This is a genomic window from Nostoc sp., from assembly GCF_036917465.1.
Lineage (GTDB): Bacteria > Cyanobacteriota > Cyanobacteriia > Cyanobacteriales > Nostocaceae > Nostoc.
Window position 1 is genome coordinate 23805 of record NZ_JBALDL010000079.1, and the last position, 13267, is coordinate 37071.

The 13267-nt window shown below is 42.4% G+C and carries 10 protein-coding genes; 2 read left to right on the top strand and 8 right to left on the bottom strand.

Features of this window, described 5'->3' with window-relative positions:
• Window positions 1-45 precede the first annotated feature (45 nt).
• Window positions 46-1719: a bifunctional 3,4-dihydroxy-2-butanone-4-phosphate synthase/GTP cyclohydrolase II gene (ribBA, locus tag V7K38_RS18920; protein WP_334859934.1), complete on the top strand. Its 1674-nt coding sequence runs from the start codon at window positions 46-48 to the stop codon at window positions 1717-1719.
• A 115-nt stretch (window positions 1720-1834) separates the two neighbouring features.
• On the opposite strand, the gene V7K38_RS18925 is transcribed toward ribBA, so the two are convergent.
• The 3 genes from V7K38_RS18925 to V7K38_RS18935 form a co-directional block, all read right to left on the bottom strand.
• Window positions 1835-2713 (bottom strand): N-acetylmuramoyl-L-alanine amidase, encoded by an 879-nt coding sequence (locus V7K38_RS18925; protein WP_334859935.1) that lies wholly within the window; start codon window positions 2711-2713, stop codon window positions 1835-1837.
• A 573-nt stretch (window positions 2714-3286) separates the two neighbouring features.
• On the bottom strand, window positions 3287-3991 hold the full coding sequence (locus V7K38_RS18930; protein WP_334859936.1) for a hypothetical protein: 705 nt from the start codon (window positions 3989-3991) through the stop codon (window positions 3287-3289).
• Window positions 3992-4102: 111 nt separating this feature from the next.
• A complete protein-coding gene (locus V7K38_RS18935; protein ID WP_334859937.1) occupies window positions 4103-6088 on the bottom strand; it encodes a heavy metal translocating P-type ATPase in 1986 nt (661 codons plus the stop codon).
• Window positions 6089-6921: 833 nt separating this feature from the next.
• Between V7K38_RS18935 and V7K38_RS18940 the strand changes: the two genes are divergently transcribed.
• Window positions 6922-7305, top strand: a complete 384-nt coding sequence (locus V7K38_RS18940; protein WP_334859938.1) for a hypothetical protein — start codon at window positions 6922-6924, stop codon at window positions 7303-7305.
• Window positions 7306-7552: 247 nt separating this feature from the next.
• Here V7K38_RS18940 and V7K38_RS18945 read toward each other — a convergent pair whose 3' ends face one another.
• The 5 genes from V7K38_RS18945 to pipX form a co-directional block, all read right to left on the bottom strand.
• Window positions 7553-10231: a DEAD/DEAH box helicase gene (locus V7K38_RS18945; RefSeq protein WP_334859940.1), complete on the bottom strand. Its 2679-nt coding sequence runs from the start codon at window positions 10229-10231 to the stop codon at window positions 7553-7555.
• Window positions 10232-10362: 131 nt separating this feature from the next.
• Window positions 10363-11181, bottom strand: a complete 819-nt coding sequence (gene proC, locus V7K38_RS18950; protein ID WP_334859941.1) for a pyrroline-5-carboxylate reductase — start codon at window positions 11179-11181, stop codon at window positions 10363-10365.
• A 112-nt stretch (window positions 11182-11293) separates the two neighbouring features.
• Window positions 11294-11899, bottom strand: coding sequence for a cell division protein SepF (locus V7K38_RS18955; RefSeq protein ID WP_334859942.1), 606 nt, complete (start codon window positions 11897-11899; stop codon window positions 11294-11296).
• 365 nt (window positions 11900-12264) lie between these two features.
• Window positions 12265-12933 carry a YggS family pyridoxal phosphate-dependent enzyme gene (locus tag V7K38_RS18960; protein ID WP_334859943.1) on the bottom strand — a complete coding sequence of 223 codons (669 nt, stop codon included), beginning with the start codon at window positions 12931-12933 and terminating at the stop codon, window positions 12265-12267.
• Window positions 12930-13208 carry a transcriptional coactivator PipX gene (pipX, locus tag V7K38_RS18965; RefSeq protein ID WP_094332438.1) on the bottom strand — a complete coding sequence of 93 codons (279 nt, stop codon included), beginning with the start codon at window positions 13206-13208 and terminating at the stop codon, window positions 12930-12932. The genes V7K38_RS18960 and pipX overlap by 4 nt, the downstream gene beginning before the upstream one ends.
• Window positions 13209-13267 lie beyond the last annotated feature (59 nt).

A 13267-nucleotide genomic window follows, 5' to 3' on the forward strand; every position in this document is an offset into this window, starting at 1 on the left:
AAGAAATTGTAAAAAAAATTTACGTTGGTAGCTGGAAATCTATCTGTGTCACAGCCTAATACTACCCAAGCTTTTAAATTTGATTCGATTGATGCCGCTTTAGCAGACCTAAAAGCTGGTCGTGTAATTGTAGTGGTAGATGATGAAAATAGAGAAAATGAAGGCGACTTGATTTGTGCTGCCCAATTTGCCACACCCGACACGATTAATTTCATGGCGGTGGAAGCTAGAGGGCTGATTTGTTTGGCAATGACAGGCGATCGCTTAGACGAGCTAGACTTACCTTTGATGGTAAGCAACATTACAGATACTAACCAAACTGCCTTCACTGTTAGCATTGATGCTGGGCCAGAATTGGGTGTCAGCACTGGCATCTCAGCCGAAGACCGCGCCCGCACTATCCAGGTTACTCTCAATCCAGCTACAAAACCTACCGATTTACGTCGTCCTGGTCATATTTTCCCCATTCGGGCGAAAGGTGGAGGCGTACTCAAACGCGCAGGACATACAGAAGCGGCTGTAGACTTATCTCGATTAGCAGGGCTATATCCAGCCGGGGTAATTTGTGAAATTCAAAACCCTGATGGTTCAATGGCGCGGTTGCAGCAGTTAGTTGAATATGCCAAACGTCACAATTTAAAAATAATTAGTATTGCGGATTTAATCAGCTATCGCTTAAAACACGATCGCCTCGTGTATCGTGAGGTGATTACCAAACTGCCTAGTCAATTCGGCCAGTTTGAAATTTACGCCTACCGCCATACCTTAGACAATACAGAACACGTTGCAATTGTCAAGGGAGATCCAGCTAACTTCAAAGATGAGCCAGTAATGGTGCGGATGCACTCAGAATGCTTAACTGGTGATGCTTTGGGATCTTTGCGCTGCGACTGTCGGATGCAGTTACAAGCCGCACTGAAAATGATTGAGGCGGCTGGTCAAGGTGTAGTTGTATACCTGCGTCAAGAAGGAAGAGGAATCGGCTTGATTAACAAGCTGAAAGCCTATTCATTGCAGGATATGGGGCTAGATACAGTAGAAGCAAATGAGCGTTTGGGATTTCCGGCTGACTTGCGAGACTACGGAATGGGCGCACAAATGCTGATGGATTTGGGCATCAAAAAGATTCGTTTGATTACTAATAACCCCCGTAAAATTGCTGGAGTTAAAGGTTATGGATTGGAAGTAGTCGATCGCGTGCCATTGTTAATTGAGGCAAATGACTACAATTCTTATTACCTGGCGACAAAAGCCAAAAAGCTGGGTCACATGCTGTTACAAACTTATCTGGTGACAGTAGCAATCCATTGGCAAGATGACCCGGAAGCTGTGACGGAACGTTATGAACGTTTAGAGAAACTGCGACATTTAGCGAGAAGTAACGATCTATTGTTGCAGGAAGAAGCGCGTCCGTTAGCGATCGCTATATTTGACGAGCCATCTTTAACAGTACACTTGGGTTTCGATCAAGCAAAAGTTGCTAGCCCTGATTGGTATCAACAAAGTGGTCATCCTTACATCCACGCTATCTTCCAAATTTTGGATAACCTCGCAACCTTGCCATACATCCAAAAACTAGAATTTCTGATTTCTTCTGGTTGCGATCCCTTGAGTAACTTACAGGTGCAACTAGATCGACAGACATTCTCGCATGGTACATTGCCTTCATCAATTAGCGATCGCCTAGAAAAGCAGCAAATTTATAGCTTTAGCAAATAGCTTGATTAAAAAGACCTCTCCCTGGTTTTACTACGCAAAACCTTTCCCTCTCCGACTCGGAGAGGGACAGACTTGAACTTTAGTTCAAGGCAGGGAGAGGTTTGTCAAAATTAAATTATTTACTCACTCTATAAATAGGTCTGACCTGACGATACTTATTAAGTAAGCTCAAAAATTTCTTACCATCAAAATTTATTGGGTCAACTTTTTTACCAGAACGGTCTACGAGATGATGGGTAGTAATCCGATAATCTGGGACTTGACTTTGAGCAATTAACCAAGCTAGAGAATGATATTGAGCTTCCGTATAGCCGCTATGGGTTTGTTGGCTGCTACTGTCATAACTATCTGGTGGTGTTTCCAAAGAAACATGATAAGCAAAATTATTCACAGACGCGGGCAAATTCGGATTAGTCTGCACAGTTTCCACTCCTTCAGAACCATCAAATACTGAGTTAGCCGCACCAAAAGCCCGCTTGTCTGGTGGTACTAGATAAACCACCACCCCATCTAGCTTCACTAAAGCGTGGTAACTTGCTTGCACACTTTCATCTTTATGGGCTACTTGAAAGAAATTAATGGCGCTGGAAGCAGAATAACCAGTTTCATGGAGAACGATAATCGGTTGATTGTTGAGAGACAAGCCGTTAACATCTTGGGTGTACCGTTCTCCATAGTTACTTGGGTCAACCGAAGCAACTTGATAATTTGGTTTATACTGTGCAAAAACTTGAGTAGTTACATATCTTGCTACAGGCTGGTTAGTCTTGACTAGGGACTTGAGAACACGTTGAGATTTCTTCTCTGGTTCTTTCGCTGATTGGAATTGCGCCTGGGGATATTGACTCCAGGCTGTAACCTGTGGATTGGATATACGGGATGTTGTCGGATTATTATGTAATTTTGTCGCTCGTCCAATTAGCAGCACTACAATTAGAGCCATGAACATCAGCGAGATTAGTAGCACCCTAGTCGCCCAGTCTTGAAACCTCATTTTTCTAATACCCGTAAAACGGTAGATATTAACTTATAGCTAAACTGACATATCCTTCCTAGATGCGCACTTTTGTACATCCCTACCGCTTATGGTATCCAAATAATAATCGCTATAATACTTTAATTCTAGTCAAATATACCTTTATAATCCCTGTAATACTGCTGTTACGAACTATTTAATAAGGATGTTTTTTCTACACCCCCTTCAGCAACTACTAGCAGCTTAGAAAAATATTATCCTTTAGTTTCTAACCTGGCTTAAAGATACGTCAAAATTGCCTACGTAGAGCGGCGTGGCGAAAGCCTGATTGAGCAAGTCATGTCTTAGATTAAAGAATCTCCGTGCGTTCACGCCGGAGAGTGTTAATTACGTTCCCTGCTCAACAATTTCAGGCGGCAAACTTAATTGTGGATTATTGCTCACTTCCATTACTATAGCCATAGTCACATAGGTTAGGACAGTGTTGATTTTTCAAAGCCTTGAAGCAACTGGGTTTGTACTCAACACGGGCTAAACGCCCCGCTATTTGCGTACAGCACTTTGCTATATATCCACCGAAATTTTTCAAAATCAGTCCGATGGGTTAAGAACGACGATTATTTCTGCTAGCCTGATTCCCAGAGGTTTCCAGTGAGGATTGCTAGAAGAAAAAGTACTATCCCCAGAAACTGCTTGATAATCATTGGCGAACTTTTCGGAAGCATTAAGAGCAGCATCTACTCGCAAGATGACTTTACCCTGATAGCGGGATAATTTGCTACTATCCAACAAAATAGTACCGCCATAGTCCCATGCTAATCCATAGAGTTTAAAGTTACCTAACTTCTTGCGTAACTCGCTTAAGGAAGTTCCAACACCGATACCTTCGCGGGTTTTCCAAGCTGAACCCAGGTTACGCACATCTAGAGGTTTAGTACGAGTATTATCACTCCAAACTACTAGCAGCGTAGATGCGGAGCAGCTTGTCGTTAGACATCGCCCCTGATTTAGATTTACCTGCGTAGCTGCAAAATTACCCATTCCTTCAGGGCCAGAAATGGTTTTATCAACGAGATTAGATGCACCAAACAGCTTGACTAAATCTTGCTTGGTGGTTGTGCGTGTTATCGGCCCAACTCTTTCCCCAGGAACGATTAAGGTGTCTTTTAAGGGTTGCGATTTAGCAACAGTAATTGGATTATTTATTTTCTGAGGAAGTGCAAAGGCTGGATTTGCTGAATAATTTAGTAGTAAAGCTAACGCAGCCGTAACGATTCCTTTAATAGATGGGTTCACAGTGTACCTCAGCGAGAATCCGATTTGGGAGTGTTCAATATATTCAATTATTGCTTTTCAGTTTTAACTTCTACAATTTCCCAATTACAGATTCCCGATTTCCCAAAAATTTTATTTCATCGCTCTAGTTGCATTTAAAATTGCCAGCAATGCTACTCCGACATCAGCAAATACAGCTTCCCACATTGTCGCTATGCCCAAAATACCCAATACAATAAATACACCTTTAATTGCTAATGCAAAACCAATATTTTGCCAAACAATTTTGCGGGTTTTTCTGGCAATTTGGATTGCTTCTGCTACTTTTGACGGGGCATCTGTCATGATCACAATATCGGCAGTTTCGATCGCTGCATCTGAGCCTAAGCCGCCCATTGCCATACCAACATCTGCTCTAGCAATCACTGGCGCATCATTAATGCCATCCCCCACAAAAGCAACTTTACCATGCTTGCCGGCGGTGCTAAGTAACTTCTCAATGGCATTGACTTTTTCTTCAGGTAATAACTCGGCTTCGTAAGCATCTATGCCTAGCTGTTCAGCAATCCGGGATGCGATCGCTTGATTATCTCCTGTCAACATTACTGTTCTCTCTACACCCATTCGCTTGAGTGCTTGAATAGCGCCTCTTGCATCTTCTTTGAGTTCATCAGCAATGATAATATACCCAGCGTAAATATCATCCACTGCTAGATGAATCACTGTTCCCTCTAACTGGCAATTATCATGAGCAATATTCTCTCTGTGGAGTAAGCGATCGCTACCTGCTATTACTACCAGATTATCAACCTTGGCTCTAATTCCATAACCTGCAATCTCTTCATAATCTCTCACCTCAGAATCATCAATCTTTCCACCATAAGCCTTAAGGATAGATTGAGCGATGGGATGATTTGAGTGCGATTCTACTTTGGCAGCTAATTGCAACAATTCTGATTCATCGTAGCCATTTTGTGGTACTATTTTTGCTACTTTAAATACGCCTTGAGTTAAGGTTCCAGTTTTATCAAACACAACTGTATTAACTTCGTTTAGAGTATCTAAAAAAGTAGACCCTTTAACTAAAATACCACGTTTAGCTGCACCTCCTACACCTCCAAAGTAACCTAACGGAATACTGATAACTAGTCCACAGGGACAGGAGATAACTAGCAAAATTAGAGCGCGATAAACCCATTCTGAGGAAGTTGCACCAGAAATGAATAAAGGCGGTAATATTGCAACTGCTAGAGATGTAAAAACTACTATTGGCGTGTAATATCGGGCAAATTTAGTAATAAATTTTTCTGTTTCGGCTTTTTTACTTTTGGCATTTTGCACCAAGTCTAAAATTTTGGCAATGGAAGAATCATCAAATAGTTTTTTGACTCTAATGGTAAGAACACCCATTTTATTGATCATTCCAGCCAAAACTGTCTCACCCAGCCTCACCGTTCGCGGTACAGATTCTCCAGTTAACGCAGATGTATCAACTTGTGAATTTCCATCTATAATCTCACCATCTAAGGGAATTTTTTCTCCCGGTTTGACGACGATGATATCTCCAATATTTACTGTCTCTGGTGGGACTTTTTTTAGTTCTCCCTCAATTTGGATATTTGCATAATCTGGGCGCACTTCTAATAAAGCTTTAATAGAATTACGAGAACGACTAACGGCAATATCCTGGAATAATTCGCCAATTTTATAAAATAGCATGACTCCGACAGCTTCGGGCAATTTATGAATTGCGATCGCTCCTAGTGTCGCTACTGTCATCAAAAATGTTTCATCAAATACTCTACCTTTGAGTATATTACGCCCAGCAGTTTTTAAAACACTCCATCCACTTAAAAAATAGGCAGGGATGAAAAGTAGATATTCACCTATCGAGTAGAACGTATTATGTAATTGATTTTCAAAAATTACACCAGGTGCATATAAACTTAAAATCGCTACCAGAGGTAATATTTCATTTTTCAGATTGAATTCTCCATCGTGATTGTGGTCATGGTCATGGTTATGATTATCATGATTATGATTGTGGTTATGATTCTCGTGATGGTCGTGTTCATCGTTGCAACAAACTGAAGATTCTGAATGTAGTTTTGGCTTCATATTTTGTGTTTAGGCTAGTAAATTACTTGATATCTGAGCCTTTTTATAAATGTAATAAAAAAAAGAACTTTTTACAAGTCGAGCATTTAAGAATGAGAATCTATATCAGATTTGTTATTAAATATTTATGCTATCTTCTGATTTAAATTAGAGCTTAAATCTTGTAAAGATAGCGATAATTATTCTCAATCGATAGAAAAATTTAAGGCACGAATTTTGCTCATTATGAGCGATTTATCTGTGTGCATCAGATTTTAACGGGCTATAGGTGTTGAATACGAGCTTAATTTAATTAAGCTCTTATACTTACATCAAGCAAACATTCACTATCTTATAAATACAAGTAATACCATTTCTTTGTGAGGTTGCGCCAAATTCTCTTGCCTTCTTTATTTGCATTCTTCTCTGACGAGACGCTACGCGAATGCGCCCTTTGCGGTTCGTTCTTTATATAGTTTGGCGCATATTCATACAGAATTGGTATAAGTAGGCAATAATAAATCAAACTAGATTACGTAATATAAAATTAGTTAAATTGCTTATTGTTAAGTTGCTCCAGCCCTTAACACTAACCTTTAATTATTTACAGCCACTTGCTGACAGCAGATTTAAATTTGCTGAAATACACAATTTAGATATTAAAGCCAGACTTTAAGCCTAGTTTGACTGCTGAATTCTGCTGTAGCAAATAATTTATGCTCAAACTGGTTAGGTATGGAACTTTCTTGAGTAATAAGTGTCAAGCTAGCTAGCTATTCTTAGGGAAAATTCACTTGAAGTTTGAAAGTGAATCGAATACCCTAAACTAGTAGACAATTTTCTCAAGGAAATCTATGAACAAGAAGATTCTTCTGAATTTGCTTTCCACTTCCTCAATCTTTGTGTCGATGATGTCTACACTGGTGGCATTTCATCCTGCACATGCTAGTGGTAGTATTACACAGCGATTGATGCACACACAAGACGGTCGTACCTGTATCACTAACCCACATGGTGGAACAGATTTTGTGTGCATTCGAGATTCAGAGAGAAAGATACCCTATACTTCATCTGCACGTTCCTCGACCATTGTCACATCAGTATCAGATCAGAATGTTGCCATGTTGAACTTTACTGAAGCAGAAAGCGATGCTGCAATTAAGTTATTTAAATGCGACTGCCCACTATGTATAAATTCTTTGCGTCAGTTGCAGGGTACTGGAAACTTGGTGTACTAAGATTGAAAACGGTTATCAGGGACTATAACTTCTGTTAAAGACACATGATTAATCACGTATAGAACATATACGTAACCAAAAAAGCATTTTCAACTAAGTACCACTACTATTAAATTTAAATTGATTCTTGGGACAGTTTGTAGGTGCAACTCATGAATTGCCCCTACAATGTCTATTTTTGTGTAAGTCGTGAGAGAAAAAGACGCACAGGAATTATCAATACTCTCTGTGCGTAAGAGTACCCTGTTTATTCAACCACCTCATTTACAGGGAATCTATCAATCAACTGCATCGCCCGATGTGCATTACGCTGGAAAGAGTCTGGCAAATGGGGAACGTGGGGTATTTGTGATAATAAATCCAACGTCCGGCGGAGAATTCTCACCACATCCCCTTCATCTAAGGTGGTGTTTTCGCAGAGTTCTGTCCACTCCATTCCTAGCGCCCATTGTTCGACTATGGCAATTAACTCAAATTCCAACCATATAGGCAGCGCTACGTTATACCGCCGTTGTAGTTGGAACATTTGCCGACGAATTCCCCGCAATTTTGCTAAGGCTTCTCCTACTTCATTACTAAGCTCAAAGTTAACCTTGCTATCTGGACGGGGTGTTTCCATCACCAAACCGGCGGCGGCGGCGGCTAAATGGTGGGGATCTAAATTGTCCAATTCACCACTAGCGAACACTAAACCCAACCACAATTCATTCTCACCCCGAATGGCAGCAGCAATTCGCCCTAACACTGTGGGTACTAAGTTATCTAAAGCGCCAAAGTGTTGCAGAATTAAGATTAAGTTGAGAAATTCTTCCCAATGACGTTGTGAATGTTGCTCTACTTGCCCTTGCAGCTGTTCAAGTTCGGCTTCTAGTTCGACATATTTGGCGCGACGCTTGAAAAGGGTGGCAGCATTGCCTGATTGATGTAGGGGATGAGCTTCTAATTGCTCTTGGACGGCAGCAGTGCGGCTGAGTTGTTCTGCTACTTCTGGTGCCAGATGCAAAGATTCTATCGGATTGGGAATACGCACTGCGATCGCAAAGCTTTCTTCGTTACCACGGCGTGACTGTCCGGGTTTCAAGGGCATCTCTGGCGGTGGTAGTAAATCGGGTGACACCTCAATGCGCGGCAATTCGGCATATAAATCGACTACATCCCCTGTGGTTGCCACATACCAGCGATTATCATGCCCCAAGCATACCAAGTAGGGAGCTTGACCAGAACCAGGCGATTTTCCTACTAACACTGCGGTTATTGGTGAAGACACTGTGATGTTTTTACCTTTGAGACTCAACAGAGTTCCTGACACTGCAAAGTCTAACATCATCCCTAATTCTTCTTTTCTATCTTCCTGTGCTTGCTCTTGCAGGGTTTTCAATATCTGGCGTTCGACTTTCAGACGTTGCCGCAATTTTTCATAAATAGCCAGTTCATTTTCATCAACTGCGGCGATTTGCTCGTGTAGTTGAGCTAATTGTTTTTCCAGTTCGGCAATCTCATCGTATTCTGGCCTTAGATGCAAGGTGGCCATGTACTGCCCAAAACTGCGTTCTATCAGTTCCCTGGTTTGGTCTAGGGTGTGGGTTTGCAGCAAGTTGAGTACCATGCCATAACTGGGCGTAAACTGGCTTACAAGGGGGTCTGGCTTGGATGTTCCCAAATACGCCGCTTCTTTGGCTCCTTCAAAGGGTGTTTGGACTGTCACCACATGACCTTGTTTATCCATCCCCCGGCGGCCTGCCCGTCCCGCCATTTGCAAGAATTCGGAAGCATTCAACAGGCGGTGTCCGGTGTCAGTCCGCTTGGAAAGGGTAGAAATTACCGTTGTCCGGGCGGGCATATTAATTCCCGCGGCCAGCGTCTCAGTGGCGAATACTACTTTAATCAGCCCTTGCTGAAATAGTTCTTCTACCAGTGCTTTCCATGCAGGCAGAATCCCGGCGTGGTGGGCAGCAATTCCCCGGTATAGGGGTGCAATTTGTCCAGAACGTCCGGCTTCGGGATTGCGGGCTAAAAAGTCATCAATTTGTTGCCGCAAAATCTGGGATTCTTCATTATTTACCAGCCATAAATCACCCACTTCTGCCACTGCTTTATCACATCCTCGACGGCTGAAGATAAAGTAAATCGCTGGTAGCATATCCCGTTGCTCTAGCTGGCTCAAGGTATAAATTATCCCAGGAGCTTCCGGTCTACCATTTCTCCCTTTTTCCCTTTCTCCCCCTCTGGCCTTCTTCTTCTGAATAAGGCGGGGGTTAATTTTAGTTTTGCTATCATTCAGCAGGGGAAATAACCCTTTGGGATTGCAAAAGTGAAATTCTAAGGGAACTGGGCGAAAATCGGAGTAAATCAGGTCAGTTGGGCCGTGAACGCGATTTAGCCAATCGGTGAGTTGATCGCTGTTGGCAACCGTTGCTGAGAGGGCTGCCAGTTGCACTTCACGGGGACAATAGATGATGGATTCTTCCCAAACTGTACCGCGCTGGCGATCGTTCATGTAGTGGCACTCATCAAGGATCACCGCTTCCACGTCTACTAATGAGATGCCGACTTGCCCGATAGGTGTGCCATAGAGCATATTTCGGAAAATTTCTGTGGTCATCACCAAAATCGGTGCATCCCTGTGAATGGAAGCATCTCCAGTCAACAGTCCGACTTGATCAAACCCGAATTTTTCTCGAAAGTCACGTAATTTTTGATTCGACAGCGCCTTTAGGGGAGTTGTGTAAAATACACGTTTTCCTCTCGCCAGGGCGCGATAAATGGCGTATTCCCCAACTAATGTTTTGCCCGAACCTGTAGGCGCACACACGACTACGGAGCGTCCGGCGTTTAGGGACGCGATCGCATCTTTTTGAAACTGATCCAGATCAAAGGGAAATATAGCCCCTAAGTCAAGTTCTGGAGACGGCGCAGGATAATTCACTCAATCACATTTGCAACCAGATTGTTTACTATACTAACGAGTCTTTTGTCAACTTCGTAATTTGTCATTTGTCATTGGTCATTGGTTATTATTTTTTCACAAAGGACTAATGACTAATGACTCTTTCTTGATTATTTTCCCAGTTCTTGCGATCGCTCTGTGGCAGCTTTCACTGCTTCAATTAAAGCTGAACGAAATCCTGCCTGTTCTAGTTTGGCAATTCCTGCAATGGTTGTACCACCGGGACTGGTAACGCTATCTTTGAGTTCTGCTGGATGCATTTTTGTTTCATACAACAGTTTCGCTGTTCCTAGTACGGTTTGCAATGCTAATTGATTAGCAATTGCTCTAGGTAAACCTGCGGATACTCCACCATCAGCAAGTGATTCTACTAACAGTGCAACGTAAGCTGGCCCACTACCAGATAGCCCTGTGACTGCATCCATCAGCCCTTCTGAGACTTCCACAACTTCGCCCACAGCTGAAAAAACTTGCTGTGCTATTTGATGATGCTTGGCATTGGTATATGCACCTGAACAAATGGCGGTAATTCCTGCTCCCACAGTGGCTGGGGTGTTCGGCATTGCTCTGATAACTGGCAATTGCACAAATGCAGCTTCTAGCTGACTTAAAGGCACACCCGCTAAGATGGAAATAATCAGGGGTGATTGTTTTCTATTAATAATATCAATATCTGCTAATTCTTGAGCGATCGCACTGAATACCTGCGGTTTCACTGCCAAAAACACTACTTCTTTGGCTTGGGCGAAAACCTCACTATTATCTGTTGTCACAGCAACATCGTATTGCTGTTTCAAAAAATCTAGGCGAGAAGGTAGCGGTTCGCTAACTATAACTTCTGATGATTGATAAATTCGACGCGCAATAAGGCGGGATAAGAGCGCTTCTCCCATTACCCCACCACCAATTAACCCAAATTTTATAGTCATTAATTATTTGTCATTGGTCATTAGTCATTAGTCATGAGTTATTGATCATTAGTTTTAGACAAAGCACAAAGAACAAATGACAAAGGACAAATGACTAACAACTAATTTAACTTTATTGTGCCATCCGGTTAGTTTCGTTGCCCCAGGTTTGATTAGGAGAACCTGTAGGACGAGCGGGGCGTGCTGGCGGTTGGGGTACTTCATGAAGAACGCCACCTTGGGTACTAACTTGGACACAGCTTGGTGTAAACAAGAAGATGCTCTCACCAATACGCTCTTGATGTCCATCTAGTGCGTAAGTACCACCTGCAACAAAATCTACTGCTCGTTGAGCTTGATCTGGATCCATGATTGTCAGATTTAATACAACTGACTTCCGTTCTCGCAACGCTTGAATTGCCTGGGGCATTTCTTCAAAAGTGCGTGGTTCGAGGACTAAAACTTCCGAAATTCCGTTAATTGCTCCTGGCATACCAATCACATTCCCCATTGGCTTTGAACCTGCTGCGATATCATCTCCCATTGTAGGCACTGGTTCCCGCCAGCGTCGATTTTGAGCGGTTGCGCTCTCTTGTGGCGCTGGGGGTTGAGGATTTTCTTGCTGATACAGATTTTGGTAATTATTATTATCTGTTTCTGGTTCTTCTTCGTAATATTCGTATTCCACTTGCTCATTTAGACCCACAAAGTCTCTGAGTTTGGAAAAGATGTTGTTCATTGTCTGTGTACTCTCCTGGTGCGAATAGCCTGTTTGACTTGGCTTAGGTATTTATTGAGCTAGGAGCGATCGCTACATCGGTGGATACTTCAGCAAGTGTATTGCTATTTGTAGCCCATACTACGGGTTTTGGCGATGAACTGACACTTATTGGAAAGGTCTGTGCATCGCCTAAACATAATAATGAGTCAAGATTATATCCTAAGGTTTGTCCGAAGGAAAGTTCTTTTTACCCCATTTTCCCTTGGCGATTGCTCTTGTCAATACTATATCCTTTGTTTCTAATTGCACCAGTCTGTTACAAAATTCTTGTCATCAAATCCCGATCTCTATTAATACTGTCTTGCAAGGCTCACGTTCAAAGGCTAAGAGCGATCGCCAAACAATATTGTTCCTAATCGTACCATTGTTGCGCCTGCTTGCACTGCTAGTTCGTAGTCGCCTGACATACCCATAGATAGTTGCTGCATTTTAATTTGTGAGCAGTTTTGCTCCTGGATTTTCTTTGCTAGCTCACGATTGAGATTAAACACATTCAAAATTTCCGAATCATTTAATCCTGAAGGCGGAATTGTCATCAAACCTTGAATTTGTAAACTTTTGTATTGATCTAGTGTGGGTAAATCAGCCAAAAGTTCTGACACACTCCAACCAGACTTGTTGGCATCGGGGAGAATTTTCACTTGCAGGCAAACTTGGGGACTCACTCCTAGCTGTTGGGCTAATTGATCTAAGCGCTGTGCCAGCTTCAAATTATCCACGGAGTGAATCCAAGGGAAGTGTTCGAGGGCTTTTTTGGCTTTATTGCTTTGTAAATGTCCAATAAAGTGCCAGGTAATATCCGGTAAGTCTTGCAACTCGGCTTGTTTGCTGGCAGCTTCTTGGATACGACTCTCCGCAAAATCACGAATTCCTGCGGAGTATGCAGACCGAATGGCCTCGGCAGGAACTTGTTTGCTCACAGCAATCAATTTGACTGAAGTAGGCAGGGAGGAACGAATGGAAACAATACGTTCAGAAATTGAACTACTCATTGGAAGGTGCGTTGGAAAACACTCTGAAGCTGATCGTACTCCTGAGAATGTCCACTGCGCCGCAGGGTACGTAAGCGATTTTCCAACATCATTCTCGCCTCAGTCCGTCCTATGGGCTGGAATTTAACACCTTTAACGTCATTTGCGACCAAAAAAAACAGGCGCTGGGCATAAAGTGTGGTGAACAAATCCTGGTTTTCGTCAACCATACAGATTTTGTAAAGCAAACCCCAAGTTGGATGGTTTATGTAAGTTTCTGCGTATTCTGGATTCATTTAAGAGTCAAGGTGGGAGTATATATATCTTTTCGCAGTGAATTCCAAACATTCAGACG

Coding starts and splice junctions, on each gene's coding strand:
- V7K38_RS18955 (WP_334859942.1), bottom strand. CDS start 11,899: ATGAACAACATCTTTTCCAAACTCAGAGACTTTGTGGGTCTAAATGAG.
- V7K38_RS18925 (WP_334859935.1), bottom strand. CDS start 2,713: ATGAGGTTTCAAGACTGGGCGACTAGGGTGCTACTAATCTCGCTGATG.
- proC (WP_334859941.1), bottom strand. CDS start 11,181: ATGACTATAAAATTTGGGTTAATTGGTGGTGGGGTAATGGGAGAAGCG.
- V7K38_RS18940 (WP_334859938.1), top strand. CDS start 6,922: ATGAACAAGAAGATTCTTCTGAATTTGCTTTCCACTTCCTCAATCTTT.
- V7K38_RS18960 (WP_334859943.1), bottom strand. CDS start 12,933: ATGAGTAGTTCAATTTCTGAACGTATTGTTTCCATTCGTTCCTCCCTG.
- V7K38_RS18935 (WP_334859937.1), bottom strand. CDS start 6,088: ATGAAGCCAAAACTACATTCAGAATCTTCAGTTTGTTGCAACGATGAA.
- pipX (WP_094332438.1), bottom strand. CDS start 13,208: ATGAATCCAGAATACGCAGAAACTTACATAAACCATCCAACTTGGGGT.